The organism is Acidithiobacillus sp. TH-A67, assembly GCF_057473545.1.
In genome coordinates, this window is sequence record NZ_JBYCKU010000061.1 from 14,543 (window position 1) to 39,706 (window position 25,164).

General features: G+C 61.1%; 32 protein-coding genes. 11 read left to right on the forward strand and 21 right to left on the reverse strand.

The window, feature by feature from the left end; translation table 11 throughout:
• Positions 1-16 precede the first annotated feature (16 nt).
• Both AC2VNM_RS09815 and pgl read left to right on the forward strand, forming a co-directional pair.
• Positions 17-736, forward strand: a complete 720-nt coding sequence (locus AC2VNM_RS09815) for a VIT1/CCC1 transporter family protein (RefSeq protein ID WP_483165685.1) — start codon at positions 17-19, stop codon at positions 734-736.
• Entirely contained in the window at positions 733-1,434 is a 702-nt protein-coding gene (gene pgl / locus AC2VNM_RS09820; protein ID WP_483165684.1) for a 6-phosphogluconolactonase, read from the forward strand. The genes AC2VNM_RS09815 and pgl overlap by 4 nt, the downstream gene beginning before the upstream one ends.
• A 28-nt stretch (positions 1,435-1,462) precedes the next feature.
• Here the strand turns inward: pgl and AC2VNM_RS09825 are convergent, their stop codons facing one another.
• The 21 genes from AC2VNM_RS09825 to AC2VNM_RS09925 form a co-directional block, all read right to left on the reverse strand.
• A complete protein-coding gene (locus AC2VNM_RS09825; RefSeq protein ID WP_483165683.1) occupies positions 1,463-2,413 on the reverse strand; it encodes an SPFH domain-containing protein in 951 nt (316 codons plus the stop codon).
• Positions 2,377-2,844 (reverse strand): NfeD family protein, encoded by a 468-nt coding sequence (locus AC2VNM_RS09830; RefSeq protein ID WP_483165682.1) that lies wholly within the window; start codon positions 2,842-2,844, stop codon positions 2,377-2,379. Before AC2VNM_RS09830 ends, AC2VNM_RS09825 begins: the two co-directional genes overlap by 37 nt.
• A gap of 3 nt (positions 2,845-2,847) precedes the next feature.
• Positions 2,848-5,034, reverse strand: a complete 2,187-nt coding sequence (glgB, locus tag AC2VNM_RS09835; RefSeq protein ID WP_483165681.1) for a 1,4-alpha-glucan branching protein GlgB — start codon at positions 5,032-5,034, stop codon at positions 2,848-2,850.
• Positions 5,035-5,094: 60 nt separating this feature from the next.
• Positions 5,095-5,919, reverse strand: a complete 825-nt coding sequence (tatC, locus tag AC2VNM_RS09840) for a twin-arginine translocase subunit TatC (protein WP_483165680.1) — start codon at positions 5,917-5,919, stop codon at positions 5,095-5,097.
• A gap of 57 nt (positions 5,920-5,976) precedes the next feature.
• Positions 5,977-6,369 carry a Sec-independent protein translocase protein TatB gene (tatB, locus tag AC2VNM_RS09845; protein WP_483165679.1) on the reverse strand — a complete coding sequence of 131 codons (393 nt, stop codon included), beginning with the start codon at positions 6,367-6,369 and terminating at the stop codon, positions 5,977-5,979.
• Positions 6,370-6,372: 3 nt separating this feature from the next.
• The gene (gene tatA / locus AC2VNM_RS09850; protein WP_483165678.1) at positions 6,373-6,606 is read right to left on the reverse strand and encodes a Sec-independent protein translocase subunit TatA; all 234 of its coding nucleotides are present in this window, start codon (positions 6,604-6,606) and stop codon (positions 6,373-6,375) included.
• 69 nt (positions 6,607-6,675) lie between these two features.
• Positions 6,676-7,359 carry a bifunctional phosphoribosyl-AMP cyclohydrolase/phosphoribosyl-ATP diphosphatase HisIE gene (hisIE, locus tag AC2VNM_RS09855; protein WP_483165677.1) on the reverse strand — a complete coding sequence of 228 codons (684 nt, stop codon included), beginning with the start codon at positions 7,357-7,359 and terminating at the stop codon, positions 6,676-6,678.
• A gap of 36 nt (positions 7,360-7,395) precedes the next feature.
• Positions 7,396-8,157 (reverse strand): imidazole glycerol phosphate synthase subunit HisF, encoded by a 762-nt coding sequence (hisF, locus tag AC2VNM_RS09860; protein ID WP_483165676.1) that lies wholly within the window; start codon positions 8,155-8,157, stop codon positions 7,396-7,398.
• On the reverse strand, positions 8,147-8,887 hold the full coding sequence (gene hisA, locus AC2VNM_RS09865) for a 1-(5-phosphoribosyl)-5-[(5-phosphoribosylamino)methylideneamino]imidazole-4-carboxamide isomerase (RefSeq protein ID WP_483165675.1): 741 nt from the start codon (positions 8,885-8,887) through the stop codon (positions 8,147-8,149). Before hisA ends, hisF begins: the two co-directional genes overlap by 11 nt.
• Positions 8,888-8,903: 16 nt before the next feature.
• On the reverse strand, positions 8,904-9,575 hold the full coding sequence (gene hisH / locus AC2VNM_RS09870; RefSeq protein ID WP_483165674.1) for an imidazole glycerol phosphate synthase subunit HisH: 672 nt from the start codon (positions 9,573-9,575) through the stop codon (positions 8,904-8,906).
• Positions 9,572-10,168, reverse strand: coding sequence for an imidazoleglycerol-phosphate dehydratase HisB (hisB, locus tag AC2VNM_RS09875; protein WP_483165673.1), 597 nt, complete (start codon positions 10,166-10,168; stop codon positions 9,572-9,574). The genes hisH and hisB overlap by 4 nt, the downstream gene beginning before the upstream one ends.
• On the reverse strand, positions 10,165-11,235 hold the full coding sequence (gene hisC / locus AC2VNM_RS09880; RefSeq protein ID WP_483165672.1) for a histidinol-phosphate transaminase: 1,071 nt from the start codon (positions 11,233-11,235) through the stop codon (positions 10,165-10,167). The genes hisB and hisC overlap by 4 nt, the downstream gene beginning before the upstream one ends.
• Positions 11,232-12,530 (reverse strand): histidinol dehydrogenase, encoded by a 1,299-nt coding sequence (gene hisD, locus AC2VNM_RS09885; protein ID WP_483165671.1) that lies wholly within the window; start codon positions 12,528-12,530, stop codon positions 11,232-11,234. The genes hisC and hisD overlap by 4 nt, the downstream gene beginning before the upstream one ends.
• A complete protein-coding gene (hisG, locus tag AC2VNM_RS09890; protein ID WP_483165670.1) occupies positions 12,527-13,174 on the reverse strand; it encodes an ATP phosphoribosyltransferase in 648 nt (215 codons plus the stop codon). Before hisG ends, hisD begins: the two co-directional genes overlap by 4 nt.
• Complete coding sequence (gene murA, locus AC2VNM_RS09895; RefSeq protein ID WP_483165669.1) at positions 13,171-14,445, reverse strand: UDP-N-acetylglucosamine 1-carboxyvinyltransferase; 1,275 nt, start codon at positions 14,443-14,445, stop codon at positions 13,171-13,173. Before murA ends, hisG begins: the two co-directional genes overlap by 4 nt.
• Positions 14,446-14,454: 9 nt before the next feature.
• Positions 14,455-14,775 (reverse strand): Grx4 family monothiol glutaredoxin, encoded by a 321-nt coding sequence (gene grxD, locus AC2VNM_RS09900; RefSeq protein WP_483165668.1) that lies wholly within the window; start codon positions 14,773-14,775, stop codon positions 14,455-14,457.
• Between the two features lie 27 nt (positions 14,776-14,802).
• Positions 14,803-15,045 carry a BolA family protein gene (locus AC2VNM_RS09905; protein WP_483165667.1) on the reverse strand — a complete coding sequence of 81 codons (243 nt, stop codon included), beginning with the start codon at positions 15,043-15,045 and terminating at the stop codon, positions 14,803-14,805.
• 43 nt (positions 15,046-15,088) lie between these two features.
• Positions 15,089-15,925, reverse strand: coding sequence for an ABC transporter permease (locus tag AC2VNM_RS09910; RefSeq protein WP_483165666.1), 837 nt, complete (start codon positions 15,923-15,925; stop codon positions 15,089-15,091).
• Position 15,926: 1 nt separating this feature from the next.
• Positions 15,927-17,330: a peptidylprolyl isomerase gene (locus AC2VNM_RS09915; protein WP_483165665.1), complete on the reverse strand. Its 1,404-nt coding sequence runs from the start codon at positions 17,328-17,330 to the stop codon at positions 15,927-15,929.
• Positions 17,330-18,250: an LPS-assembly protein LptD gene (locus AC2VNM_RS09920; protein ID WP_486913243.1), complete on the reverse strand. Its 921-nt coding sequence runs from the start codon at positions 18,248-18,250 to the stop codon at positions 17,330-17,332. The genes AC2VNM_RS09915 and AC2VNM_RS09920 overlap by 1 nt, the downstream gene beginning before the upstream one ends.
• The gene (locus AC2VNM_RS09925; protein WP_486913244.1) at positions 18,136-19,470 is read right to left on the reverse strand and encodes an LPS-assembly protein LptD; all 1,335 of its coding nucleotides are present in this window, start codon (positions 19,468-19,470) and stop codon (positions 18,136-18,138) included. Before AC2VNM_RS09925 ends, AC2VNM_RS09920 begins: the two co-directional genes overlap by 115 nt.
• A 53-nt stretch (positions 19,471-19,523) precedes the next feature.
• Here AC2VNM_RS09925 and AC2VNM_RS09930 point away from each other — a divergent pair, with 53 nt between their 5' ends.
• Genes AC2VNM_RS09930 through lptB form a run of 9 tightly spaced genes read left to right on the forward strand, consistent with a single transcriptional unit; the run spans position 19,524 to position 25,164 of the window.
• Entirely contained in the window at positions 19,524-20,525 is a 1,002-nt protein-coding gene (locus AC2VNM_RS09930; RefSeq protein ID WP_483166500.1) for an aminoglycoside phosphotransferase family protein, read from the forward strand.
• Positions 20,477-21,172 (forward strand): nucleotidyltransferase family protein, encoded by a 696-nt coding sequence (locus AC2VNM_RS09935; protein WP_483166501.1) that lies wholly within the window; start codon positions 20,477-20,479, stop codon positions 21,170-21,172. Before AC2VNM_RS09930 ends, AC2VNM_RS09935 begins: the two co-directional genes overlap by 49 nt.
• Positions 21,172-21,609, forward strand: a complete 438-nt coding sequence (locus AC2VNM_RS09940; RefSeq protein ID WP_483166502.1) for a hypothetical protein — start codon at positions 21,172-21,174, stop codon at positions 21,607-21,609. Before AC2VNM_RS09935 ends, AC2VNM_RS09940 begins: the two co-directional genes overlap by 1 nt.
• Positions 21,610-21,637: 28 nt before the next feature.
• The gene (locus AC2VNM_RS09945) at positions 21,638-21,901 is read left to right on the forward strand and encodes an EexN family lipoprotein (protein ID WP_483166503.1); all 264 of its coding nucleotides are present in this window, start codon (positions 21,638-21,640) and stop codon (positions 21,899-21,901) included.
• Positions 21,894-22,880, forward strand: coding sequence for a KpsF/GutQ family sugar-phosphate isomerase (locus AC2VNM_RS09950; protein ID WP_483166504.1), 987 nt, complete (start codon positions 21,894-21,896; stop codon positions 22,878-22,880). Before AC2VNM_RS09945 ends, AC2VNM_RS09950 begins: the two co-directional genes overlap by 8 nt.
• Positions 22,877-23,407 (forward strand): KdsC family phosphatase, encoded by a 531-nt coding sequence (locus AC2VNM_RS09955; RefSeq protein ID WP_483166505.1) that lies wholly within the window; start codon positions 22,877-22,879, stop codon positions 23,405-23,407. Before AC2VNM_RS09950 ends, AC2VNM_RS09955 begins: the two co-directional genes overlap by 4 nt.
• Positions 23,404-23,949, forward strand: coding sequence for an LPS export ABC transporter periplasmic protein LptC (gene lptC, locus AC2VNM_RS09960; protein ID WP_483166506.1), 546 nt, complete (start codon positions 23,404-23,406; stop codon positions 23,947-23,949). Before AC2VNM_RS09955 ends, lptC begins: the two co-directional genes overlap by 4 nt.
• Positions 23,939-24,442 (forward strand): lipopolysaccharide transport periplasmic protein LptA, encoded by a 504-nt coding sequence (gene lptA, locus AC2VNM_RS09965; protein WP_483166507.1) that lies wholly within the window; start codon positions 23,939-23,941, stop codon positions 24,440-24,442. The genes lptC and lptA overlap by 11 nt, the downstream gene beginning before the upstream one ends.
• Positions 24,439-25,164 (forward strand): LPS export ABC transporter ATP-binding protein, encoded by a 726-nt coding sequence (gene lptB / locus AC2VNM_RS09970; RefSeq protein ID WP_483166508.1) that lies wholly within the window; start codon positions 24,439-24,441, stop codon positions 25,162-25,164. Before lptA ends, lptB begins: the two co-directional genes overlap by 4 nt.

The window sequence follows — 25,164 nt, forward strand, 5'->3', positions numbered from 1 at the left end:
CGAGGGATCCATGCTAATGAGTACTAGTGCTGCGGTACAACCGGCGCATCACCACGAGCATCATCACCATACCCAAATCGGTTGGTTGCGCGCCAGTGTGCTGGGTGCCAATGATGGTCTGCTGTCCACCGCGGCCCTGCTGACCGGTGTCGCTGCTGGCCAGGCAGGCACACACGCTCTGCTTCTGGCTGGAGTTGCCGCCTGGGTGGCTGGGGCATTCTCCATGGCGGCGGGGGAGTACGTCTCCGTCAGCTCCCAGGCCGATACCCAGGCCGCCGACCTTGCCATTGAGGCTCGTGAGATTCACAAAAATCCGGATCTGGAACTGCAGGAGCTCACCCATATCTACATGCAGCGCGGACTGGACGAGCCTCTCGCGCGCCAGGTAGCGGAGCAGTTGATGCAGCATGATGCCCTGGCGGCCCATGCCCGTGACGAACTGGGCCTGACGGAGGTGGCCGCCGCCCGGCCGGTTCAAGCCGCTGCGGCTTCTGCGCTCTCCTTTTCCCTGGGTGCTATCTTTCCGATCTTGGCGGTTTTTCTGGCGCCAGCGGCCGCACTCCTGCCAGTGCTTTATATCCTGACGTTGCTCTTGCTTGCCATCTTGGGGGGAGTGGCTGCCTGGGCTGGCGGTGCATCGGTCTGGCGCGGGGCCATCCGCGTACTGATCTGGGGTGCGCTGTCTCTGGGTGCCACGACCTTGATCGGCCATTTGCTGGGTACCGCAGTCGCATGAGCGTCCCCGTCTGGCATCTGTATCCCGGCGCCGGCCAGCTCGCCGAACGTCTGGCGGCTGCCATCGCGCGCATGGCCGTCGAGGCCATCGCAGCTCGTGGAGCCTTTCACCTGGTCCTTGCCGGTGGGCATACACCCAAGGCCGTCTACGAAGTCCTGCCGCGTCTCGGCGCCAGCTGGCAGCATTGGCATCTCTACTATGGTGACGAGCGCTGTTTGGCGCCAGATGACCGGGAACGGAACTCGCGATTGGTACAGGACACGCTCCTGGCAAAATCTTCGATTCCTACCCGGCAACATCATCCCATTCCCGCGGAGTTGGGTGCGGAGGCCGCAGCGGCCGCCTACGCTCACATGCTCCCTGCGCAGCGCTTTGATCTGGTGCTACTGGGAATGGGCGAGGATGGTCACTGCGCCAGTCTCTTCCCCGGCCAGGAGCAGGGATTCGCGCCTGATGCCCCGGCTGTTCTGCCAGTGCACCACAGTCCCAAACCGCCCGCCGATCGCGTTTCTCTCAGTGCTGCGAGATTGCGCCAGACACGCGCCCTGTTCTTCGTCATAACCGGTGCCGCTAAGGCTCCCGCCATCCAGCGTTGGCGGGCCGGGGAAGATCTCCCTGCCACCCGGGTGGGCGCCGGCTTCGATGTATGGCTCGATGCGGAAGCCTGGGGCGCGCCTGCTGCGCGCTACGAAACCTAGCAAGCGCCCGAAGAGGGTTAGCGGGTCCTCAGCTCTTCCCCCCGGCGGGATTGGTCGCCGCTCCAGTGTTTTTCTGCACGATGGCAAGAGCTGTGGAGACCAGGGCACCGACGTTGCCGAGATCGGCAGGGATCACCAGGTTGGTGCTGGCCTTGGCCAGATTGCCCCATTTCTCGATGTAATCCTTGGCGAGCTGCATCTGCAGGGCCTCGATACCGCCCGGCTCGCGGGCGGCGGCGCCGATGGTGGCAATCGCCTTGGCGGTCGCTTCGGCCACCAGCGCAATGGCCTGCGCCTCGCCCTCGGCGCGCAGGATCTCCGCCTGCTTGCGCCCATCGGCGACGTTGATCTCCTGCTGCCGTTGTCCTTCGGAGGTATTGATCTGTTGCTGGCGCTGTCCTTCGGACTTGGCAATGATGGCGCGCTTTTCCCGGTCGGCAGTGATCTGCAGCTCCATGGCGCGAATGATTTCCGCCGGAGGGGTGATGTCCTTGATCTCGTAGCGCAGTACCTTGACACCCCAATTCAGGGCCGCCTCATCCACCGCTTCGGCCACCGCCGCATTCAGGAGTTGCCGCGACGAAAGCGCGGCATCCAGATGCAGCTTGCCGATCTCCGAGCGCATGCTCGTCTGCGCCAGTTGTACCACGGCAGTGAAGGGATTGCTGGAGCCATAGGCGGCCTTGACGGCATCGGTGATCTGCACGTAGAGCACCCCGTCGACGGTCATGGTCGTGTTATCGAGGGAAATGCAGACCTGGGCCGGCACCTCCATCGGCAGCTCACGCATATCGAAGCGGTAGGCGATGCGGTCGATGAAGGGAACGATGATATTGAGGCCGGGCTGCAAAGTGACGTGGTAGCGCCCCAGGCGTTCGACGACCCAGGCGCGCTGCTGCGGCACGACGCGAATCGTGGCCCGCAGTACAAAAAAGACGACGATCAGGACGACGACGATGCTGAGGAGGGTGGTGGGCATAGCGATTCCCTGGACGATGGCGGAACGACGGCAATGTGCAAGAGATTTCCCTCGTGCGCGACGATGAGCGCGGCGGCGCCGGGACAGGCACCATTGCCTTCTTCCAGCACTGCCGGCCACTCACTGCCACGATAGCGGACCCGGTAGCGGCCCTGGGCGTCGGGACCACGGAGCACCTCCACCGCCTGGCCGAGATCGAGGTCGTCGACGCCGCTGGCTTTGCGCGCCAGCCGATGGCGCAGCCAGGCGCTAGCGATAATGAGGAGCACACTGCTGGCGAGAAAGACCCAGTGCAGAGTGATATGTGGCAGGAAAAGCCCGGCAAGAAGGGCGATGAGGGCAGCGATGGCGACCGCAGCGAGGTAGAAGGTACCGGTAAAGAGCTCTGCCAGACCGGCGACCACGGCAATGATCAGGTAGAGCAGGAGCACGGCTCAGTCACCGCATCGCAGGTAGACCACCGCCAGCGGTGGCAGGGTCAGCGACAGGCTGGCCGGGAGCCCGGACCAGGACAATGCCTCACTGTCCCGCGGCGCATTGCCCATATTGCTGCCGCCGTAGGCAGCGGCGTCACTATTGAAGATCTCTCGGTAGGTCCCGGCGTGGGGTACGCCAATGCGGTACTGCTCGCGCGGCACGGGCGTAAAGTTGCAGACGACGACCACAAAATCACCGTTACGATCCCAGCGCAGAAAGCTCAGTACCGACTGCCGGGCGTCGTGGCAATCGATCCACTGAAACCCTTCGTGCTGAAAGTCCTGTTCATGCAAGGCGGCGATGTCTTGGTGCAGTCGATTCAGATCGCGAAACATCTGCCGAACGCCACGGTGCCAATCGACGTCCAATAGCCCCCAGTCCAGGGCAGAACTGCTATCCCATTCTCGTCCCTGGCCGAATTCGTTGCCCATGAAATTGAGTTTCTTGCCGGGATGGGCGAACTGGTAGCTGAACAGTAGGCGCAAATTGGCGAAGCGCTGCCAGGTATCACCGGGCATCTTGTCGAGGAGGGAACCTTTGCCATGTACGACTTCGTCGTGGGAGAGTGGCAGGACGAAGTTTTCCGTGTAGGCATAGAGCTGACTGAAGGTCAGGGCATCGTGATGATACTGGCGATGGATGGGATCGAGCTGCAGATAACTCAGAGTGTCGTGCATCCAGCCCATGTTCCATTTCATGGAGAACCCCAGACCGCCGAGGTAGGTGGGGCGGGAGACCATGGGCCAGGCGGTGGATTCCTCGGCAACGCTCAGGATTCCCGGATGCCGTTCGTGCAGGGCGACGTGCAGTTCGCGCAGAAAGTCGATCGCCTCCAGATTTTCCCGTCCGCCATACTGGTTGGGGATCCATTCGCCCTCCTTGCGAGAATAATCGCGGTAGAGCAGGGAGGCGACGGCATCGACGCGAAAGCCGTCGATGTGAAACTCTTCGGCCCAGTAGAGGGCATTGCTGAGGAGGAAGTTGCGCACCTCGTTGCGCCCAAAATTGAAGATATAGGTGCCCCAATCCTTGTGCTCGCCTTCGCGCGGATCGGCGTGCTCGTAGAGGGCCGTACCGTCGAAGCGTGCCAGTCCCCAATCGTCGCGTGGAAAATGCCCGGGTACCCAGTCGAGCAGCACGCCGATGCCCTGCTGATGGCAATGGTCGACGAAGGCACGGAACTCGTCGGGGCTGCCAAAACGACTGGTGGGGGCAAAGTAGCCGCTGACCTGGTAGCCCCAGGATTCATCCAGGGGATGTTCCATGACGGGTAGCAGCTCCAGGTGGGTAAAGCCCATTTCCTTACAGTAGGCCACCAGTTCTTCGGCGAGCTCGCTATAGCTGCAAAAGCTGCCATCGGCATGGCGCCGCCAGGAGCCGAGATGCACCTCGTAAATGCTCATGGGTGCTGCCTGCCAGTCTGCCTCGGCGCGCTCTTGCAACCATGCTTTGTCTTGCCACTGATGTTGGGATTCTACCACGCGCGCAGCGGTTTTTGGGCGTGCTTCGAAGCTCTGGGCATAGGGATCGGTCTTCACGAAGACATTGCCGGATTCGCGATGACGGAGCTCGAACTTGTAGAGAATTCCCGCGCTGAGCCCCGGCAGGAAAAGCTCCCAGAGACCACTCTGGCCGCGTGCGCGCATGGGGTGGATTCGACCATCCCAGGCGTTGAAATCGCCCACCACACTGACGCGTTCGGCGTTGGGCGCCCAGACGGCGAAAAAAACTCCGTCGATCCCTTCGCATTGGCGTCGATGCGCACCCAGGCTACGGTACGCATCCAGCCAGCGACCCTCGCCGAAGAGGTAGATGTCCATCTCGCCGAGCACCGGCTGGAAGCTGTACGGGTCATGCTGTTCGTGCCAGTTCCCGGCGCCATCCTGCCAACGCAAGCGGTAGGGTTGCGCCAGTCGCGTGCGCGATTCGCAGAAGAAGATCCCGCCCTCGGTTACGCAGTGCATGGGACGCGCCTTCCCGCGTTTGGGCAACAGTTCCGCCTGTTGGGCATGAGGCAGGTAGGCGCGTTGTACCCAACCATTACCCACAGGATGCTGGCCGAGGAAGGCAAAGGGATCGTGATGACGTGCAGCAAGAATGGCGTCTACGTCACTGGTGTTCATGCTCAGTATCTCGGTCACCATCACTCAGCTCCCTCGGGCATCTTCCGGTCAGCATAGCACAGGGGAAGGAAAAGTCTCGCGCTAGTCGTCGCGGAAACTATCCTCGGCGTCCTTCATGACGCGCTCGGGGTCGCTCTCCTCTTCCGGCGCCTTGCCGGCCATGCAGGCACGTCGACGTTCAAAATAGGCGGAAAATAGCAGCCCCATTTCAAACAGCATATACATGGGGATCATCAGCAGGACCATCGACAAGACATCCGGCGGACTGAGGATGGCCGAGGCAATGGCGCAGACGAGGAAGGCATAGCGCCGCCCACGCCGCAGGGTATCGAGCTGCAGAACGCCGATCTGTACCAGTACCACCACCAGAATCGGAATCTGAAAGGCGAGGCCAAAGGCCAGGGAAAACTTGACGATCAGCGCCAGATAATTGCTGACCTTGGGCATGGCGCTGATGTCGTTTCCGGAAAAGCTGGCAAAGAAGCGAAAGGCGTTGGGAAAGACGACGAAATACGCGAAGACGATGCCCGCCACGAATAACGCGAGGGAAGTGAACAGAATCGGAAAAAAAACTCGTCGTTCGTGGGTATAGAGACCGGGCGCGACGAAGGCCCAGAACTGGTACAGAATGACCGGCAGGGCGAGAATAAAACCGGAAATGAGCGATAGCTGCACATAGGTCAGAAAGACCTCGGGCAAGCTGGTGTAGATCAGATGGCTGCCTTTGGGCAGGACCGAAATCAACGGCTGGGCAAGAATGCCATAGATCTGCTGGGCGAAGGGATAGGAGACAAGGAAACCCACGAAGATCGCGATGACCGCAAAGAGGACTCTGCGACGCAGCTCCAGGAGATGGCCGATGAAGGTATTTTCTGCGGACTCGCTCAGTTTGTCTGCACTCGCCATGAAATTCCAGGGGCTATCGGTGTGTCGGCAGGGGTGGCAACACCCCTGGTTGGCTCGTCAGTGTAGGAGCTGCCCTTGAGGACGGGAGGAACCACTGCTCCCGGGCGGTAGCGTCACCTCTGGTTCGCCTTCTGCAACCGTGGAACCAGACTCAGCACTTACCGTACTTGGTTCCTCCGTTGCCAGCAGAGGCTCCTCGATGCTTGCCTTGAACTTCTCCACTTCCTGCAGTGGCTCATTGGCAAAGCCCTTGAGTTTCTCCGCCTCCTTGCGCATCTCGTCGAGCAGCAACTGCTGTTCCACTTCCGAGCGCACGTTGTTCACCGTGCGCCGGAAATAGCCCACCCATTTACCCGCAGTACGCGCCAACTCGGGCAATTTTTCCGGCCCTACTACCAATAGGGCAATGACTGCGAGAAGGGCGAGTTCGCCAAAGCTGAAATCAAACATGGCTTAGCCGTGGTGAATGCTTTCCTGTTCGGTCTTCGGGCTAACCTCGGCCTCGATGGTATGCCCGATGGCCGCATCTTTTTCTTTCTTTTTTTCCTCTTCTTCCTTGACCGCAGAGCGGAAGCCCTTGATGGCCGAACCTAGATCGGAGCCGACGTTACGCAGCTTGGCAGTGCCGAAGAGGGCCACCACGATCAACAGGATGATAATCAAATGCCAGATACTGAAAGCGCCCATACTGATCTCCTTCCCATGCGGGACGATGCGGCAATACTCTTTTGACCATAGTCAAGTAATGGGACAGCGTCAAGCCGACTTGCGCGATGCCTTTTCGACCAGACCAGACATCCCTTCGCGGCGTTGCAGCTCGCCCAATACTTCATCAATATGCAAATCTCGTTCCTCCAACGCCACCAAGAGGTGGAACAGCAAGTCCGCAGCCTCGCCAAGCACCGGTTGCGTCTCGGGATTCTTGCAGGCAATGAGGAACTCTGCCGCTTCTTCTCCCACCTTTTTCAGGATCCGATCGCGGCCCCCATGGAGCAGTTTGGCCACGTAGGACTGTCCTGGGTCGGACTGGCGTCGGCGATGAATGGTGGCCTGCAGCGCGTCGAGCACACTGCCCCCGGGTGGGCTGCTGTCTTGCCAACCATCTTCGCTAGCGTCGCGAAAGAAGCAGGTGACGGCCCCAGTGTGACAGGCAGCGCCCTCCTGCAGTACGCGCAAGAGCAGAGTATCCCCATCACAGTCCAGATGAATGCTTTGTAAATGCTGCACATGTCCAGAACTTTCACCCTTGCGCCACAGGGCCTGACGCGAGCGCGACCAGTAAATGCCACGCCCCTCCGCGAGGCTCAGGCGCAGGGCCTCGGCATTCATCCAGGCGAGCATCAATACCTGTCCGCTGCGCGCATCCTGGGCAATGGCAGGAACCAAGCCCTGCTCATTCCAGTGCACCGCAGCAAGCAGCTTTTCGTATTGACTATCCATAAATTTCTCTACGCAAACGGGCGCTTCGCGGATGCATCAGGCATCCAGACGCATGGGAATGCCCTGCAGCGCCAGGGTATTTTTCACTTCCGCGATGCGGAATTGGCCAAAATGGAAGACACTGGCAGCCAGGACGGCATCGGCATGGCCGTGCACGATACCGGCGGCAAAATCCTCGATCTTGCCAACCCCACCTGAGGCGATGACCGGCACGGGCACGGCATCGGCCACGGCGCGGGTCAGCTCGATGTCGAAACCTTCGCCGGTACCATCACGATCCATGCTGGTCAGCAGAATCTCGCCGGCGCCGAGGCTGGCCATACGTTGGGCCCAGGCTACGGCATCGAGCCCGGTGGGACGGCGTCCGCCATGGGTAAAGACCTCCCAGTGCTCGCCACTACGGCGCGCATCGATGGCCACTACGATGCAGGAATTGCCAAAGCGCTGCGCCGCCTGTTGCACCAGCTCGGGCTTGGCGACCGCCGCGCTGTTGATGCTGACCTTGTCGGCCCCGGCCAGTAGTAGGGTCCGGACGTCTTCGACGCTGCGCACGCCACCACCCACCGTCAGGGGAATGAAGACCTCGGCGGCGACCGCTGCCACCACATCGGCCATGGTCTGCCGCCCTTCGTGGCTGGCAGAAATATCCAGGAAGGTCAGTTCGTCGGCGCCCTCGGCGTTGTAGCGAGCAGCGGTCTCGACCGGATCGCCGGCATCGCGCAGGGAAAGAAACTGCACCCCTTTGACCACGCGTCCCTGGTCGATATCGAGGCAGGGGATGATGCGCTTACTGAGCATGACCTGCATCCAAGCGGCGCTGGGCACTGGCAAAATCGAGGGTGCCTTCGTAGATGGCACGCCCGCTTATGGCGCCGAGGATTCCGTCTTCTTCATGGGCCTGAAGCGCGAGCACCTGCTCCAGGTTGGCGATGCCTCCCGAGGCGATCACCGGCACCGGGATACTGCGCGCCAAGGCAACCGTGGCCTCGATATTGGGGCCGCTCAGCATGCCGTCGCGGCTGATGTCGGTGTAGATAATGGCCTCGACGCCATCGTTGGCAAAATGCTTTGCCAGGTCGATGGGGTCATGCCGGGAGAGCTTGGACCAACCCTCGGTGGCTACCTTGCCATCGCGGGCATCGATGCCGACGATGATATGTCCGGGAAAGGCCAGCGTTGCCTCGGCAACAAAGCCGGGCGCCTTGACCGCCTGCGTACCGATGATGACAAAGTTTACCCCGGCAAGGATGTAGCGTTCGATTTGCTCTTCCGTACGGATGCCCCCGCCCACCTGAATTTCCAGATCGGGGAAAGTGCGGGAGATTTCCCCGATGGTCTCGGCATGCACCGGTTCCCCGCTGACGGCACCGTCGAGATCGACAATGTGCAGGCGCCGCGCCCCGGCCTCCACCCAGCGTTGGGCGGTAGCCACAGGATCCTCGGAAAAGATGGTATCGTCATCCATGCGCCCTTGCCGCAGTCGCACGCAATGACCCTCCTTGAGGTCGATGGCGGGTATCAACAACATGCTCTTTTCTCCATGTTCACGCAATATTGCAGCCGCTGCCGCACTCGCCAGACCATTCCAGAAAATTGCCCAGCAAGCGCAGGCCAGCGGTGCCACTCTTTTCCGGATGGCACTGCAGGGCAAAGAGATTGTCGGCGGCAATCGCTGCACAGAAAGGAAAGCCGTAGTCGGCAAAGGCAGCGAGCAGGTCGGGATGCGCCGGCTCGACATAGAAGGAATGCACGAAATAGAAATGGGCATCCTGCGGGACGCCGGCAAAGAGGGGATGGGGTACCAGCTGGTGGAGCTGATTCCAGCCCATGTGCGGAACCTTCAGGGGCTGCCCCTGCGGAGTTTGCAGCGCCTCTTCAGGGAAGGGTAGGACCCGGCCTGGCAAAAGACTGAGCCCCGCGTGTTCGCCATGTTCGACGCTGGATTCCATCAAGGCCTGCATCCCCAGACAGATGCCGAGAAAGGGCCGGTTCTGCGCGGCAATCCGAAGAAATTCATCCAGTTCACGCTCTTCCAGAGCTGCCATGCAATCACCAAAGGCACCCACGCCGGGGAAGATGATGCGATCGCAGGCGGCCAACTCGTTGGGTTTGGCGCTGATCACTGCCTTGCCCCCCAGATGTTCGATCGCCTTGGCTACCGAATACAGATTACCCATGCCATAGTCAACGATACCGACGGAACTGCGATAACTCATCGATTCAGTGTCCCTTTGGTGCTGGGAATGCTGTCGCCAGCCCGTGGATCGGCGCTGACCGCCATGCGCAGCGCCCGCCCACAGGCCTTGAAGAGGGTCTCGGCAATGTGGTGGGCGTTGTTGCCGCGCAGGGCATCGAGATGCAGTGTGACCTGGGCATGATTGACGAAGCCCTGAAAGAATTCATGCAAGAGGTCGACATCGAAAGTGCCAATCTGGGCACGGGGAAACTCGACCGCGTAGACCAGCCCCGGACGTCCGGAGAGATCTACCACTACCCTTGATAGCGCCTCGTCGAGGGGGACATAGGCATGGCCATAGCGGGTGAGGCCGACCTTGTCCCCCAGCGCCCGGGCAAAGGCCTGTCCCAGGGTGATGCCGATATCCTCAACGGTATGGTGCGCGTCGATTGCGAGATCGCCGTGTGCCTCGATCTGCAGGTCAAAGAGTCCGTGGCGGGCGATCTGGTGCAGCATGTGCTCCAGAAAAGGCAGCCCGGTCTGCAATTTCACCTGACCTGAGCCGTCCAGGTCCAGACGCACAGCGATCTGGGTTTCGAGGGTATCACGACGGACTTCCGCAACACGGCTCATAGCAATTTTTCCAGGGCAGCAAGAAATGTGCGATTTTCGGCGGGTGTGCCGATGCTCACGCGCAAATAGTCACCGAGGCGGGGATGTCCTGTAAAGGCCTTGATCAGTACCCCGGCGCCTTTCAGTCCGGAGTGGATGGCAGCGGCGCGACCAGGTACGGCAAAGAGCAGGAAATTGGCACGGCTGGGCCAGACTTGCACGCCCAGCTCTTGCAGGCGCTGCAGGACGACCTCGCGCTGGGCGCGGATCTCTGCCGCCTGCAAAGCCAAGACCTCGGCGTGCTGCAGGGCGAAGGCGATGCTCCTTTGCGTGAGGATGTTGATGTTATAGGGCAAACGCAGCTTGTCGAGTTCCTGAATCCAGGCCCTCGGGCCAGCGAGATAGCCCAGACGTAGCCCGGCTAGCCCCTCTTTGGAGAGGGTGCGCAGGAGCAGCAGATTGGGCCAGCGTCCGAGATGCCTGGCAAAGCTCTCCTCACTGAAGGCGTGATAGGCCTCGTCGACCACTACCAATCCCGGCGCTGCGGCACAGATGACTTCAAGACTTTCCATGGGGTACATCTGTCCGCTGGGGTTGTTCGGCCAATCGAGGAAGACAATGGCCGGGTTGCGGCGCGCCATCTCGTCCAGAAAGGCTGGGAGATCCAACTGAAAGTTGTCATCCAGGGGCACGGAGTGATAGGCGAGCCCCTGCTGTTCGGCGATGACACGATACATGACGAAGCAAGGATCGACGGCTAGGATCGGTAGTCCGGCACCGGCTACGGCACTGATCAGAACCTGGATCAGCTCGTCGGAACCGTTGCCGAGCATGAGCTCCATGCCCGCAGGGATGCCACCGTGCTCGGCCAGGGCATGCAACAATTCCGTCGGGCGCGGCGCGGGATAGCGGTTGAGCTCGGCCTCCCGCAGGTTTTCCAGCCAGGCACTGCGCAGGCTGTCGGGCAGGCCGTAGGGATTCTCCATGGCATCGAGTTTGATCAAGCCCGCGCTCTCGGCAACCGCATAGGCCTGGCTTTCGAGTACCGCCGGGCGCAGCAGTCGTTCCTGAAGGGATCTTGTGCTCATTGGCCGCTCTGTATCCGTGCTGCGGCCGAACGTGCATGCGCCGTCAAACCCTCGGCCTCGGCCATGGTCTTGGCGAGGTTCCCTAATTCGGCCGCTCCCGCGGGACTGGCTTCGATCAGGCTTGTACGCTTGATGAAGTCATAGACCCCCAAGGGCGACGAGAAGCGGGCACTGCCACCGGTAGGCAGCACATGATTTGGCCCGGCCACATAATCCCCGAGGGCCTCGCAGGTATGGATGCCGAGGAAGATCGCGCCGGCATTAGTGATTTGCGGCAGCAGGGCACGCGCTTCCTCTACGGCCAGTTCCAGGTGTTCTGGCGCTACCTGATTGGCCAGGGTGCAGGCCTCCGACGCATCGCGGGCAAGGATCAGGGCACCGCGATTCTGCCAACTCGTGCGGGCAATGGGGGCGCGATCGAGTTCCGTCAGGGCCTTGTCGACGGCGCTGGCCACCGCCTCCAGGTGGGCGGCGTCCCAGGTGATGAAGATGCTCTGGGCGATCTCATCATGCTCCGCCTGAGACAGCAGATCCCAGGCCAACCATTCGGCGGGTGCCGAGCCGTCACTGAGCACGAGGATTTCACTCGGGCCGGCAATCATGTCGATGCCGACTTTGCCAAAGACCATTCGCTTGGCGGTAGCCACGTAGATGTTGCCTGGGCCGACGATCTTGTCGACTGCCGGCACCGACTCGGTTCCATAGGCGAGGGCGGCTATGGCTTGCGCGCCACCGACGCGAAAGACGCGATCGACCCCCGCTACGGCAGCTGCAGCCAGCACCCAAGGATTGATCTCCCCGCCTGGCGTGGGCACGGTCATGATGATTTCTTCCACCCCAGCCACTTTGGCGGGCAGGGCATTCATCAGTACCGAGCTGGGATAGGCCGCCTTGCCACCTGGCACATAGATTCCTACCCGCTGCAGGGGCAAAACCCGCTGGCCGAGCTGATTGCCGGCGGCATCGGTGATTTCCCAGCTCTGCACGAGCTGCTGCTGGTGATACTCCCGAATCCGCTTGGCGGCGGCTTGCAGGGCGGCGCGCCCCGTTGCCGGTAGGGCAGCCAGGGCAGCGGCGCAATCGCCCAGTGGGATTTCCAGGGCCGCGGCATCCGCCAGCTCCAGGCGATCGAAGCGAGCGCTGTACTCAAGCAGCGCGGCATTGCCGCGTTCGCGCACGGCGTGCAGGATCTCCCGCACCCGTTCTTCCACCTGCTGATCTCCGCTGGCCTCCCAGCCGTGCAGGGCGGCAAAGGCCGCTGCAAAATCCTCTTGCCGGGTGTCGAGACGCTTCATTGCTCAATCTCCGCTTCCAGTTTGCGAATGAGATCCTCGATGGCCTTGCCCTTGCGTTTCATGGCTGCCGGGTTGACCACCAGGCGGCTGGAGATCGGCATGATCTCCTCCACCTCGACGAGACCATTTTCCCGCAGAGTGCGTCCGGTAGAGACCAGATCGACGATGCGGTCTGCCAGACCGACCAGCGGCGCCAATTCCATGCTGCCATAGAGCTTGATGATTTCCGTCTGGATGCCGCGCGCTTGAAAGAAGCGCTTGGTGATTTTCGGATATTTGGTGGCGATGCGGACGCGCTCCCAGCTTTCCGGTCGGTCACCCGCAGCCAGGGCGGCAGGCTCCGCTACCGACATGCGGCAGACGCCAATGCGCAGGTCGAGGGGTTCGTAGAGGGCGAGATTCTCCTGCTCGAGGAGCACATCCTTGCCGGCAATACCAAGGTCGGCCGCGCCCCAACTGACATAGGTGGGTACGTCGCTGGCGCGGATCACGAGAAAGCGCACCTGCGGGTCAGTACTCGGTAGGATCAGCTTACGCGACTTGTCGGGGTCTTCGGCCAGCTCGATACCGGCTGCGGCAAAGAGCGGAATGCTCTCTTCGAGAATGCGCCCCTTGGACAGGGCAATGGTGAGACTGTCGTTCATGCCGCCTTTCCGCTCTGATTTCGTACCCGTCGAATATCTGCCCCCAGGGCGCCCAGCTTTTCTTCGATCACCTCGTAGCCGCGGTCGAGGTGATAGATGCGGTCGATGAGGGTCTCGCCTTCGGCAACCAGGCCGGCCAGGACCAGACAGGCCGAGGCGCGCAGATCGGTGGCCATGACCGGCGCACCCTGCAGGCGGGGCACACCGCGTACGACCGCCGTCTTGCCGTCGCTGTCGATACGCGCTCCCAGACGCTGTAGCTCAGAGACGTGCATGAAGCGGTTTTCGAAGATGGTTTCGGTAATCTTTGCACTACCCTCGGCGATGGCATCCAGGGCCATGAACTGCGCCTGCATGTCGGTCGGAAAGGCGGGGTAGGGGGCGGTGCGAATGTCCACGGCGCGTGGTCGCTGCTGCATGCGCAGACGAATGCCATCACCGTCCTCATAGAGTTCCGCGCCTGCCTCGCGTAGCTTGGCCAAGACGCTGTCGAGTAAACGCGGATCGGTACGTCGCAAAAAGACATCACCCCCGGTCATGGCCGCTGCGACGAGATAGGTACCGGTTTCGATGCGGTCGGGGAGGATCTGGTGCTCGCAGCCGTGCAGGGAATCTACCCCCTCCACCTCGATCACTGAGGTCCCGGCACCGTTGATTCGTGCCCCCATGGCATTGAGCATGCGCGCCAGATCCACAACTTCGGGCTCGCGCGCAGCATTTTCGATGCGCGTGTGTCCTTCCGCCAGAGTGGCGGCCATCAGCAGGTTTTCGGTGCCGGTCACGGAAACCATTTCCATCACGATGGAGGCCCCACGGAGTCGCTGCGCCCGCGCCTTGACGAAGCCATCCTCCAGGCGAATCTCCGCGCCCAGGGCCTGCAGACCGTTGAGGTGCACGGTGACGGGACGACTGCCGATGGCACAGCCGCCGGGCAGGCTGACCTCGGCGCTCCCGTGGCGGGCGAGTAACGGTCCGAGTACCAGGATCGAGGCGCGCATGGTCTTCACCAGTTCGTAGGGTGCCACCAGGGAATGCACGCTGCGCGGATCGATCTCCACCCCCAGCTGCTCGTCCACCAGTACTCGAGCGCCCAAACAACTCAGAAGCTCGAGAGTGGTGGTGACGTCGCGCAGGTGCGGGATGTTGCGCAGGCCAACCGGCTCCCGCGCCAGAATGCTCGCTGCCAGGCACGGCAGGGCAGCATTTTTTGCCCCCGAGATCCGCAACTCACCACGCAGAGGGCCATTACCACGCAGGAGCAGCTTGTCCACGGTGTTGCGTCAGCCCTGGGCCTTGCTGACCAGCTTCTGCAACTCGCCCTGCTGGAACAGATCGGCCATGATGTCGGAGCCACCCACGAATTCGCCATTGATATAGAGCTGCGGGATGGTCGGCCAGTTGGAGAATTTCTTGATGCCGTCGCGGATCTGCGGGTCAGCGAGCACGTCGACGGTGAAGAGCTCTTTCACGCCCGCCTGCTGCAGGAGCTGCACTGCGCGGGCGGAAAAGCCACACTGCGGCGCCCGCGGATTGCCCTTCATGTAGAGGGTGATGGGGTGTTTACTTACCTGATCCTGGATGATGTCTTGAATGTCGGCCATGACTGTACCTCGAATGAGAGTGAAAAATTAGGAACGAGCCGCAGCTTCGTCCGGGGACAAGGTGCGTAGCTGTAGGGCGTGGATTTCCTCACGCATGCGGTCGCCCAGACAGGCATACACCGCCTGGTGCCGTTTGACGAGGCTCTGGCCCTGAAATTGCCCAGCGATGACCACAGCCTCGAAATGGGCTCCATCGTCACCGAATACATGCACCTCGGCGCCGGGAAGACCAGACTCGATGAGGGAACGGATCGTATCTGCTTGCATCATCTCTTCATCTTACCTGAAATTGTCGTGTCTGTGATCCCGTCGCTCAGGGACGCAGCTTGTATCCGCTAGCCAAGAGGCGCCAGGCTACCGCCGAGCTGAGCAGAAAAAAGGCCAGAGCGACGGCGAGAGAAGCCCAGACCGAGACGTCCCCATCGCCAAAGAAACCATAACGGAAACCATCGACGATGTAGAGGAAAGGATTGACCATGGACAGGTGACGCCAGATCCCCGGTAACGACTGCACGGAATAGAATACCCCGGCAAGAAAGGTCAAAGGCATGATCAGAAAATTCTGAAAGCCGGCAATCTGGTCGAATTTTTCTGCCCAAAGCCCGGCGACGATGCCCAGTGCTCCCATTCCTCCCGCACCGAAAACGGCAAATAGCAATATCCAGACCGGATGTTGCAGGGGTAGGTGGAGGAACAGCAGGGCCAGCAACAGGATGGCCAATCCCACGGCGATGCCGCGGACAATGGACGCCGCGGTCATCGCCAAAAAGATCTCCGTCGGCCGCAGGGGACTGAGCAGAAGAAAAATGATGTTGCCCGTCACCTTGGCCTGAATCAAACTGGAAGAGCTGTTGGCAAAGGCATTCTGCAGCACCGACATCATCATCAGGCCGGGAACGATGAAGGCGATGTAGGAGACTCCGGGGTAGATATGGATGTGCCCCCCCAAGGCATGACCGAAAACCAGCAAATACAGCAGAGTGGTAACCAGGGGCGCGGCAATCGTCTGTAACCAGACGCGGGCGAAGCGCAAGACCTCTTTGCGAAACAGGGTCCAGGTTGGTGTCCAGGCGATGGCAGGTAAAGGCCGGTGTCCTAGGAGCGACTCTGGACTCTGTTGCGCCTTTCCAGTCGAAACGGGGCTATTCATCTCAGGTGTTGCGCAAGCGCAGATTCGGGTCGAGAATTTCGACATAGGCACCATCGCGGATGCGCCGCTGCCACTCCTCCATACGCTCGCGTACGGTGCGGTTGAAAAGCTGCATGCGTGCGACCGACTCCAGTTGCGTATCACTCAGGGCAGCCTCGCGCCGGCCTTGCGACTGCACGATGTAGATGGCATCGCCGATCTGGATGGGGGCACTTACATTGCCCATCGGCAAGCTCATCAACGCGCGTTCCAGCTCGTCTGGCAAGCTTCCCGGTGCCACCCAGCCCAATTCGCCACCATTGGCTGCGGTGGCACGATCCTGACTGTAGCGCCGAGCCAGCGCGCTGAAATTCACCCCCGATTGCAGGCTCGACTCGATGTCCTTGGCCTGGGATTGTGCCTCCTGCTCCTCGATCCCTTTGCCGGCGTGCAACACGATCATCGCTGCCTTGACCTCAGTCACCGACGGCTCTTGATGCTTGACATCGAGGAGCTTGAAAATGTGATAGCCGGTGGCGCTGGGGATCACCGGGCTGATATCGCCAGGCTGCAATTTGAGCAGGGCCTGGGTGACAGCGCTGGGCAGCTCGGCGGCCTTGATCCAGCCCAGGCGACCGCCCTGCAGGGCGTCGCGGGCAGCGCTAACCTCGGTGGCTAGACGGGTGAAGCTGGCGCCGTTTACCAGTTGCTGGTGCACGCGCTCGATATCCTGGCGCACCTGAGTCACGGCATCCGGGCTGGGGTCGCCGGGCAAGGGCAGGAAGATCTGCTGCAATTCAAAACTCACCCCTGCAGTTTGTTTGAGCTGGCGAGCAAAGGTCTGGATCTCGTCTTTTCCGAGATGCACCCGCGCCTCGACCTCCTGTTGCTGCAGACGGTCCACCAAGATCCGTTCACGTAGATTGTCCTCGAATTCCGACCAGGACTGTCCCTGCTGAGTCAATGCCTCGCGCAGCTGGTCGGGGGTCAGGTTGTTGCTGTGGGCGATATTGGCAATGGCTTGGTCCAGCGTGGCCTGATCGACGTTTATGTCCATGCGTTTGGCCATCTGCACCTCGATGTCCTGCAGGATCATCTGTTGCAGTACCTGACGGCGCAGGATCGCATCCGGTGGCAACTGGCCGGGATCCTGTTGCTGCAGTTGCGCCTTGATGGCGTCGACCTTCTGATTGAGTTGCAGCGAGGTGATGATCTGATCGTTCACCACTGCCACTACCTTGTTGAGGGTGTCGAGGTTCTGTGGCAGGGGCGCGGCTTGCGCTGCCACCGTGGAGCGGGCAGAAAAGACCCGCGACGGCGGGGGTGCAGCCAGGAGTGTCTCCCGGTTGACAAAAGGGGTTGTGGCCCAGGCAGAGCAACTGCTAGCCAAAGCAGCGAGGAAAAGGGCAGAGCGGTATCGAGACATCAGAACTCCATGCTGGCGCCGGGCACGTATTGATCGAGGAAACCGTTGGAACTATTGCCAATGCTGGTCAAACCGCGCAGCACGATTTCCAGGTAGACGGCGTTGTTCGTCTGCCCCCCCAGCAGAATCTGGTGGAACATCATCAGTTGAGCCGTCCAGCAACCGCCATCATAGCCGATCCCGACCAGCTCCTCCAAGGGCTTGTTATTCTGAACATCATATTGGTAGCTGCCCAGAACCCGCCACTGCTTGCCGATGGGAAGCGCTGCAGAGACGCCCGCCTGATCCACGTAGTTGCGCGTATAGCGATAATCGAGATTGAGCACCGTCCCATTGTGGGCCAACCATTGCGCGCGGAAATCCATGCGCTCGAAACGCCGCCAGTCGGAGTCGGTTTCGGAGCTGGCGAGGAAATTGAGATTGGCCCGGGGCGCGTACTGGGCCTGCCAGAAATAATTGGAGCGGCTGTTCTGCGCCACGATATTGCCGGCAAGGTCGATCTGCCGCCGGTTGAAATACTGGATCTGGCCGATGGCGGCGCTCCAGACTTCCCGTCCATTGGGATTGTAGCCCGATCCCTCCAGGCCATAGGCCAACTGATTGGCCGCGTTGATCCGATCGCTGCCGTCAAATAGCGAGTTGTCGGTAAAGATGGAATCATAATTCTGGAAGGGTGTGCTGGAATCGAAATTCGGGATCTGGTTCTGTGCCTGCAGGGGGATAAACAGGTATTTGAACATGGGATGCAGGACGATACTGCTGCCATCCTGGGCATCGCGAACGAAGTTGAGACCGCCGCGCAGGCTTAGGGCGGGCAGACTGCGGTTGCTGACGCGGGCGTAAGGGCCATTGCGCTGGATCTGGTAATGGCTGAAATAGAGCCGCCCTGCGGTTCCAGGTAGCCCCAGGCGCGACTCCATTTCCAACTGATGGTTGGGGTGAGGTCGAGACGCTGGCCAATAGGGCCGGTGCTGGCATAGAAATAATTGAAGTTGCTGCGCCAATCGAAATAGCCGGTTCTGCCCAGGCGCCAATAGCCATTGGCGTAGACATAGGGAAGTTGCGCATAGGGCGCAGCTTCTCCTTGGAGCAGTTCCTGATAGCCCTGCAGCATGACACCCGCCTGCAGATGCCGATTGCCATAGCTGATGGCGCCGGTGGAGGTCAGATATGGCGCATTGCCGACCCCGCCGATGTACCCGCCGTTGAAGCCGGTAACCCCGGAGAGATCAGCGAGGAAATTCCGATAGCTGACGCGATTGTAGTTGACCGAGAGCGCAAAACCATCGCCCAGATTCTGCTGGTGCTGCCAGGATACCGCCCAGACATTGCTGCCGGTGAGCTTGTCGTGGGGCAGCAAAGCGAGAAGCAACTGTCCGCTATAGTCGGGCTCCAGGTAACGGAACTGGTTTTGTAGCAATACGCCGCGCTTGGTCAGTCCTTCTACAGTGAGGGTGTCATCCAGATTGCTGGCGATGTCGAAATAGTAGGGAATGCCCAGGGTAAAACCATTGATGGTGGAACTGCCAATGGTGGGTGGCAGAAATCCGGAATGGCGCTGCAGCGGAAAACTGAAATAGGGCAGCCAGAGGACCGGAAGGCCGTAGACATTCAGGGTGCTGTTGTAGGTACTGATGTATTGGTCGTTCTGGTTGAGATCCAGCTGCTGACTGTAGATCTGCCAGGCCGGGACATGCCCGTGGCAGGTGGTGTAGCAGGCTTCGTTGAGGCGGTAGTGATTCTTGCCAAGCTCCTGCCCGCTGCTCGCCTGTCCATGGCCATCCTGACTCGGCAGCAGGAAACGCGGATGGAGAACGATACCCTGATTGCTGTGGATCTTCAGGGTTGCCTCCGGCGCATTGGTGACGATTCCGGGGCTGACCAGGCGTACCTGCCCTTTGGCGATGATCTCGTCCTTCTTCTCGTCGTAATGGGCCTGATGGGCATAGAGGCGACGATCGCCGTAGAGCACCTCCACATTACCCGAGGCCGTCCATTGGCCGCTGCCCAGGCCCTGAATCTGGTCGGCGTAGAGGGTCACCGGCCCATCCTGCGCCCAGGCCGGCGAGGCAAAAGCGCAGAAGACCGCTGCCGCGCAGGTCAGGGACCAGCGCCGCGGGCGTAACCGGCCGACGGCCATCGAGCATGTCCCAGGGCTAGGCATAGGCGCGTAAAATCGCACAGAATGCGCGTATGTCGCAATCTCCCAGCCACCTTCCTCAGCTCGGTGCCGCCGCCGAACGCTTCTTGCGTACCCATGGCGTCGAGCCGACCACTCTGCAGCCGATTCCTGGCGATGCCAGCGCGCGCCGCTATTGGCGGGCACCTGGTGAACGCGTCCTGGCACAGGTGCCCCACGCCGACGAGCTCTTACCCTTCTTGCGCGTGCAGCATCGCTTTGCCGAGGCGGGCCTGCCCGTGCCGCGCATCCTTGCGGTTTCTCTGCGGTATCGTCTGCTCCTGCAGGAGGATTTGGGTTCCCGTGACCTCAAGAGCGCGCTGGATGCGGGTGAGTCGCCGGATGCCATTATGGCCAGGGTATTCCCCCTGCTGCTGGGCTTGGCGGCGGCAGCGCAAGATAGGGTTCTCCGCCCGCCCTTTCCGCCCTATGATGCGCAGCGGCTGCAGCAGGAGCTGTCGCTCTTCCCCGACTGGTATCTCCGGCGGCATCTCGGTATTACCTTGTCGAGTGCCGAGCAGGATCAGATCGGCATGCTGTTTTCCGCTTTGCGGGACGGAGCGCGTCAGCAGCCCAGCATCTGGGTACACCGCGATTTCCATGCCCGTAATCTCCTGCTGCGGCCCGTCGGCGCGCCGGTACTGATCGACTTTCAGGACGCCGTGCTTGGGCCGTGGACCTACGATCTTGCCTCCCTGCTCTGGGATCGTTACTGGGACTGGGGACGGGCACGGCGCGATGGCTGGATCGAGCAATATCGCTGCCTGCTGCAGCGACACGGATTGGCCGTCCCCGACGGCGAGGCATTTCGCGTGCAGGTAGAGGTCATGGCGCTACAACGTAATCTGAAAATCCTCGGTATTTTTTGCCGCTTGGCGTACCGCGATGGCAAGAGCGGATATCTCGAATTGTTGCCACGCTTTTGGGCCTACGTCGAGGACCTGCTTGCCGGGCAGGAGGCCTGGCGGTGCTTCGTGCCCCTGTTCCAGGGCTGGTCGCCATGCGACAGGCGGTGATCCTCGCAGCCGGGCGGGGTGAGCGCCTGCGCCCGCGCACCGACTTTCTCCCCAAGCCGCTGTTGAGCGTTGCCGGGCGTCCGCTCATCGTCCGCCACCTGGACCATCTGGCCGCCGCCGGAGTGGAACGGATCTTCATCAATCTCTCGCATTTGGGAGCCCTGTTGCCGCGCTTCCTGGGCCGGCAGTGGCAAGGGATGTCGCTGGAGTATAGCGACGAAAGGGCGCAGCGCCTGGAAACCGGAGGAGCACTCATCGCCCTGCGCGAGCGTCTGGAAAATGCCCCGTTTCTTCTGCTCAATGGCGACATTTGCACGGAGCATCCCCTGGCGCAGTTGTTGGCCGGCGATCCGGGCCTGGTTATGGTGGATAACCCCGCGCACCATCCCGAAGGTGATTTCGCCATGGAGAAAGGACGCGTGACAGTGCCCGCTGCAGGGCCGCCGACCTACACCTATTCTGGCCTTGCCCTTCTGGACGCTGCCTGGCTGGCGAATTTTCCGAGCGGCCCCGCGCCCCTGGCACCATGGCTGCGACAATGGGTGGCGAAAGGTCTTCTCCGTGCTTATCTTCAGCAAGGATATTGGTGTGACGTTGGTACGCCGGAGCGTTTGCAGGCCGCCCGCCTGCACTATGGAGGAGCGTAGTGGCCTTTGACGAAGCGGAAGTGACCATCTGGGTGCAGCCAAGTGTTGCCCAGGTACAGGAGTGGCGCGAGCACTGGTTGGCGGCGATGGATCTGGCGCTGTGGGGCGAACTAAAGAGCAGCAAGATCGGCGCTCTGGGCAAGCTGCGGCGGCGTATTCTGGAGTGTGGAGAAAAAATACGCTCTTACAGTGCGGATCGTTCCTGGATCCCGCACCCGCGCGAACGGATCAAGAATTGCCTGAGTAGCGGTCTGCAGTTGCGGGAGAGTCTCGACAAGGTCGCCGAGCTCCTGCAGGAGATGGAAGCTGGGGCGGCACTCGTGCCTTTGCGCGGCTTGTGGGATAATTTGGCCGAAAATTTGCTCGCCGATCTCCAGAAACGTGAGGAGCGGCTGGTAGCGCTTCTGAATACACAGTATGGGGAAGAGATCGAGTGAGAAATGTGGTTCGCGGGTTTGCGCGTCGATGAAGATCGTTTATGGGCTCATTTTTCTAGGGGCAGTCGCCCTGTTCGTTCTACTGTTCTGGGCCGATCGCCCGCAGATCCTCAGTGGTAGCCCGGAGAGTGGATCGGTGGCCTGGTATCGTCAGCACCCGCGAGAGCTGGCCGCCGTCAATCTGAAATGTTGGGAACTCTTGCAGCAGAGCAGCTTTGCTGACGTCGACAAGGTGATGGGGGCGCATCCCGAGTGTCGGATTGCCTATGAGGCGAGTCGTAGCAATGACTGAAGCTTCCACCAATAGTGAACTCCTGCTGCGCACCGGCCGTGAAACCCTGCGTCTGGAGCGGGAAGCACTGGAGGGCCTCGAGGCGCGACTCGACGATGCCTTCGTCGCAGCCTGTCGATTGCTGCTTGCCTGTTCGGGCCGCATTGTCGTCAGCGGCATGGGAAAATCCGGGATCATCGGTAAGAAGATCGCCGCGACTCTGGCCAGTACGGGGAGTCCCGCCCTTTTTCTCCACCCTGCCGAGGGCAGTCATGGCGACCTTGGCATGCTCACCGCGTCCGATCTGCTCCTGGCCCTGTCCAATTCCGGCGAAACCGCGGAGCTGCTTGCCATTCTGCCGGTGGTAAAACGCATCGGCGTCCCCCTGATCGCCCTTACCGGCAAGGCGGACTCTACCCTGGCGCGACGGGCAGACGTGCATTTGGATTGTGCCGTAGCGCGCGAGGCCTGTCCGCTGAATCTGGCACCTACCGCCTCGACCACTGCCAGTCTCGCCATGGGTGATGCCTTGGCCATGGCCCTGCTCAGTGCCCGGGGTTTTTCCGCGGATGATTTTGCTCTCTCCCATCCCGGTGGCGCTTTGGGAAAGCGTTTATTGCTGCGGGTGGAAGACCTGATGCGCCGAGGTGAGCAGTTGCCGCGGGTCCGGCTCTCCACCCCGGTGCACGAAGCGATCCTGGAGATGAGTGGCAAAGGCATGGGCATGACGACAGTGGTCGATGACGATCATCACCTTTTGGGCATCTTTACCGATGGCGACTTACGCCGAGCCTTCGCCGAGCAACAGGATCTCTGGGGACGTCCTATGGCCGATTTCTATCGTCCCAAACCGTTATGTATCAGCGCCGACGCCTTGGCAGCAGAGGCGATGGCGCGGATGGATGCCGAACGGGTGGCGGTATTGCTGATCGTCGATGACGAGGATCGCCTGGCGGGCGCCATCAGTATGCATGATCTATTACATGCGGGGGTCGCATGACGGATTGCAGCGAGCGCTGTGCGCGGATACGCCTGTTGGTCCTGGATGTTGATGGGGTGCTCACCGATGGCCGCCTGCTCTTCGATGCAGAAGGGCGGGAAAGCAAGAGTTTTCATGTGCGCGATGGGCATGGCATCCGCCTCCTGCAGGATTGCGGCATCGAGGTGGCCCTGATCACCGCGCGCTATTCCCCGGCCCTCGCCCATCGGGCCCGTGATCTCGGCATCCAGCGTGTGTATCAGGGCAGTGTCGACAAGATCGTCGCCTACACCGAATTACTCTTCGCCACCCAACGGCGGGAAGAGGAAGTCGCCTACATGGGGGATGATCTGATCGATCTCGGTATTCTCGGCCGCGTGGGGCTCGCTACGGCGCCCGCTGATGCGCACCCCGAAGTCCTGGCGCGCGCGCACTGGGTCGCGCAACGCCCGGGTGGTATGGGCGCAGTGCGCGAACTGAGCGAGGAAATCCTGCGTGTCCAGGGGTATTGGAGCGGCATCGTGGCGCGCGCCCTGGGTCAGGTATGAACCTGCGTCTGCTTGGACTCCTGTTCCTCGCCCTACTGGGCGCAGGACTGTTGTGGCTGACTTGGCCAAAACAATCCATACCCTTCGTTGCCGTGGATTGGCATGGTGGCATTCGGCACGGTGATCAGGCCGCGAGCGATGTCGTTCTGCGCGAGTATGACGCGCAGGGACAACTGCAATTACTCGCCCATGCACAGGATGCCTACCATCTGCCCGAGGGCAACCAGACCTTTCTCAACGGATTTTCGCTGGAACGCTTCCGCCGTCAGGGGAACCTTGCCCTGCAGGCCGAGCATGGTCTTCTGCGTAACGGCGATCAGGAGCTCCTGGCCTGGGGACAGGTGCTTGCGACTTTGGGGGCTGACAGCACCCTGCGTACGGAAAGATTGCGTTATGACCCCAAGAGCGGCGTGATCGAGACCCGGGATCCGGTCTTTCTGACCCATGGGCGCAGTACCCTGCAGGGGGTTGGGTTGTTGGCGTCGGTAAAAACAGAGCAGTTCCGCTTGTTGCATCAGGTGCGAGGAACTTATGTACCGTAAGTGTTGCTTCGTTCTTCTGTCTTGTCTAGTTCCGCTTTCGGTCAGCGCGGCAAACGCGCCGGATACGGGACTCGGCAAGGGGCCCATCCACATTTCCGCTGACCGGCTGCAGGGCCAGAACAAACCCGTGCAGGTAGCCATCTATAGCGGTGATGTCGTCATGCAGCAGGGGGATCTCGTCATCCACGCCGCGCAGCTCACCATCCACGCCGCCGCCGGTAGGGTAGAGAAAGCGGTAGCCACGGGCAGCCCGGTGAGTTTCACTATGTCCAGTGCCGAGCGCCATGGCTATGGCCAGCAGCTGACCTATGAACCCGGCAGCGGCCGTATCATCCTCAGCGGCGACGCTCACCTTTGGCAGGGGAAAAACGAGATCAGCGGGAATCAGGTCACCTATCTTTTGCAGAGCCAACAGACGGCCGTGACGGCAAGCCCTGGCCAGCGGGTACGCTCGGTCTTCTATCCGGCCAAGGGTGGTAGTGCCAAGCCATGACGTCCCAGCTGCGCGCGGAATCCCTGGTCAAACGCTTTCGCCGACGCACCGTGGTGCGCGGGGTGTCGGTAGAAGTGAAGGCCGGCGAGGTGGTGGGGCTTCTGGGACCGAACGGCGCTGGCAAGACCACGACGTTTTATATGATGGTAGGCCTGATCCGCCCCGATAGTGGTCGGATCTACCTCAACGACCAGGATGTCAGCAAACTCCCCATGCATCAGCGCGCGCGAATGGGGCTTGGTTATCTTCCCCAGGAACCCTCGGTATTCCGTCAGCTCAGTGCCGCCGACAATGTCCTGGCAGTGCTTGAACAGTTGCCTCTGAGCAGCGAAGAACGGCAGGAGCGTTTGGAGCAGCTGCTCGCCGAATTGCGTCTGCAAAATCTGCGCAACACCCGCGGACAAAGCCTTTCGGGTGGTGAACGGCGGCGGGTGGAAATTGCCCGCACCCTGGCTATGAGCCCGCGCTTCGTTCTGCTCGATGAACCCTTCGCCGGCATTGATCCGATCTCGGTGATCGAGATTCAGCAATTGATTTCCGGCCTGAGTGCGCGCGGCATCGGCGTCCTCATCACCGATCACAACGTGCGTGAAACCTTGGGTATTTGCCAGCGCGCATATATCCTGCATGATGGTCAGGTGCTGGCCTCGGGCGGCCCGCAAGACCTCATCGACAATCCCGCCGTGCGCGAAGTCTATCTGGGAGAGCAGTTCAAGATCTGA

Bases quoted from the DNA above. Each gene is read 5' to 3' on its own strand.
- AC2VNM_RS09815 (WP_483165685.1), top strand. From the start codon at position 17: ATGAGTACTAGTGCTGCGGTACAACCGGCGCATCACCACGAGCATCAT.
- pgl (WP_483165684.1), top strand. From the start codon at position 733: ATGAGCGTCCCCGTCTGGCATCTGTATCCCGGCGCCGGCCAGCTCGCC.
- AC2VNM_RS09825 (WP_483165683.1), bottom strand. From the start codon at position 2,413: ATGCCCACCACCCTCCTCAGCATCGTCGTCGTCCTGATCGTCGTCTTT.
- glgB (WP_483165681.1), bottom strand. From the start codon at position 5,034: ATGGTGACCGAGATACTGAGCATGAACACCAGTGACGTAGACGCCATT.
- tatC (WP_483165680.1), bottom strand. From the start codon at position 5,919: ATGGCGAGTGCAGACAAACTGAGCGAGTCCGCAGAAAATACCTTCATC.
- tatB (WP_483165679.1), bottom strand. From the start codon at position 6,369: ATGTTTGATTTCAGCTTTGGCGAACTCGCCCTTCTCGCAGTCATTGCC.
- tatA (WP_483165678.1), bottom strand. From the start codon at position 6,606: ATGGGCGCTTTCAGTATCTGGCATTTGATTATCATCCTGTTGATCGTG.
- hisIE (WP_483165677.1), bottom strand. From the start codon at position 7,359: ATGGATAGTCAATACGAAAAGCTGCTTGCTGCGGTGCACTGGAATGAG.
- hisF (WP_483165676.1), bottom strand. From the start codon at position 8,157: ATGCTCAGTAAGCGCATCATCCCCTGCCTCGATATCGACCAGGGACGC.
- hisA (WP_483165675.1), bottom strand. From the start codon at position 8,887: ATGTTGTTGATACCCGCCATCGACCTCAAGGAGGGTCATTGCGTGCGA.
- hisH (WP_483165674.1), bottom strand. From the start codon at position 9,575: ATGAGTTATCGCAGTTCCGTCGGTATCGTTGACTATGGCATGGGTAAT.
- hisB (WP_483165673.1), bottom strand. From the start codon at position 10,168: ATGAGCCGTGTTGCGGAAGTCCGTCGTGATACCCTCGAAACCCAGATC.
- hisC (WP_483165672.1), bottom strand. From the start codon at position 11,235: ATGAGCACAAGATCCCTTCAGGAACGACTGCTGCGCCCGGCGGTACTC.
- hisD (WP_483165671.1), bottom strand. From the start codon at position 12,530: ATGAAGCGTCTCGACACCCGGCAAGAGGATTTTGCAGCGGCCTTTGCC.
- hisG (WP_483165670.1), bottom strand. From the start codon at position 13,174: ATGAACGACAGTCTCACCATTGCCCTGTCCAAGGGGCGCATTCTCGAA.
- grxD (WP_483165668.1), bottom strand. From the start codon at position 14,775: ATGGCCGACATTCAAGACATCATCCAGGATCAGGTAAGTAAACACCCC.
- AC2VNM_RS09905 (WP_483165667.1), bottom strand. From the start codon at position 15,045: ATGATGCAAGCAGATACGATCCGTTCCCTCATCGAGTCTGGTCTTCCC.
- AC2VNM_RS09910 (WP_483165666.1), bottom strand. From the start codon at position 15,925: ATGAATAGCCCCGTTTCGACTGGAAAGGCGCAACAGAGTCCAGAGTCG.
- AC2VNM_RS09915 (WP_483165665.1), bottom strand. From the start codon at position 17,330: ATGTCTCGATACCGCTCTGCCCTTTTCCTCGCTGCTTTGGCTAGCAGT.
- AC2VNM_RS09920 (WP_486913243.1), bottom strand. From the start codon at position 18,250: ATGGAGTCGCGCCTGGGGCTACCTGGAACCGCAGGGCGGCTCTATTTC.
- AC2VNM_RS09925 (WP_486913244.1), bottom strand. From the start codon at position 19,470: ATGGCCGTCGGCCGGTTACGCCCGCGGCGCTGGTCCCTGACCTGCGCG.
- AC2VNM_RS09930 (WP_483166500.1), top strand. From the start codon at position 19,524: ATGTCGCAATCTCCCAGCCACCTTCCTCAGCTCGGTGCCGCCGCCGAA.
- AC2VNM_RS09945 (WP_483166503.1), top strand. From the start codon at position 21,638: ATGAAGATCGTTTATGGGCTCATTTTTCTAGGGGCAGTCGCCCTGTTC.
- AC2VNM_RS09950 (WP_483166504.1), top strand. From the start codon at position 21,894: ATGACTGAAGCTTCCACCAATAGTGAACTCCTGCTGCGCACCGGCCGT.
- AC2VNM_RS09955 (WP_483166505.1), top strand. From the start codon at position 22,877: ATGACGGATTGCAGCGAGCGCTGTGCGCGGATACGCCTGTTGGTCCTG.
- lptC (WP_483166506.1), top strand. From the start codon at position 23,404: ATGAACCTGCGTCTGCTTGGACTCCTGTTCCTCGCCCTACTGGGCGCA.
- lptA (WP_483166507.1), top strand. From the start codon at position 23,939: ATGTACCGTAAGTGTTGCTTCGTTCTTCTGTCTTGTCTAGTTCCGCTT.
- lptB (WP_483166508.1), top strand. From the start codon at position 24,439: ATGACGTCCCAGCTGCGCGCGGAATCCCTGGTCAAACGCTTTCGCCGA.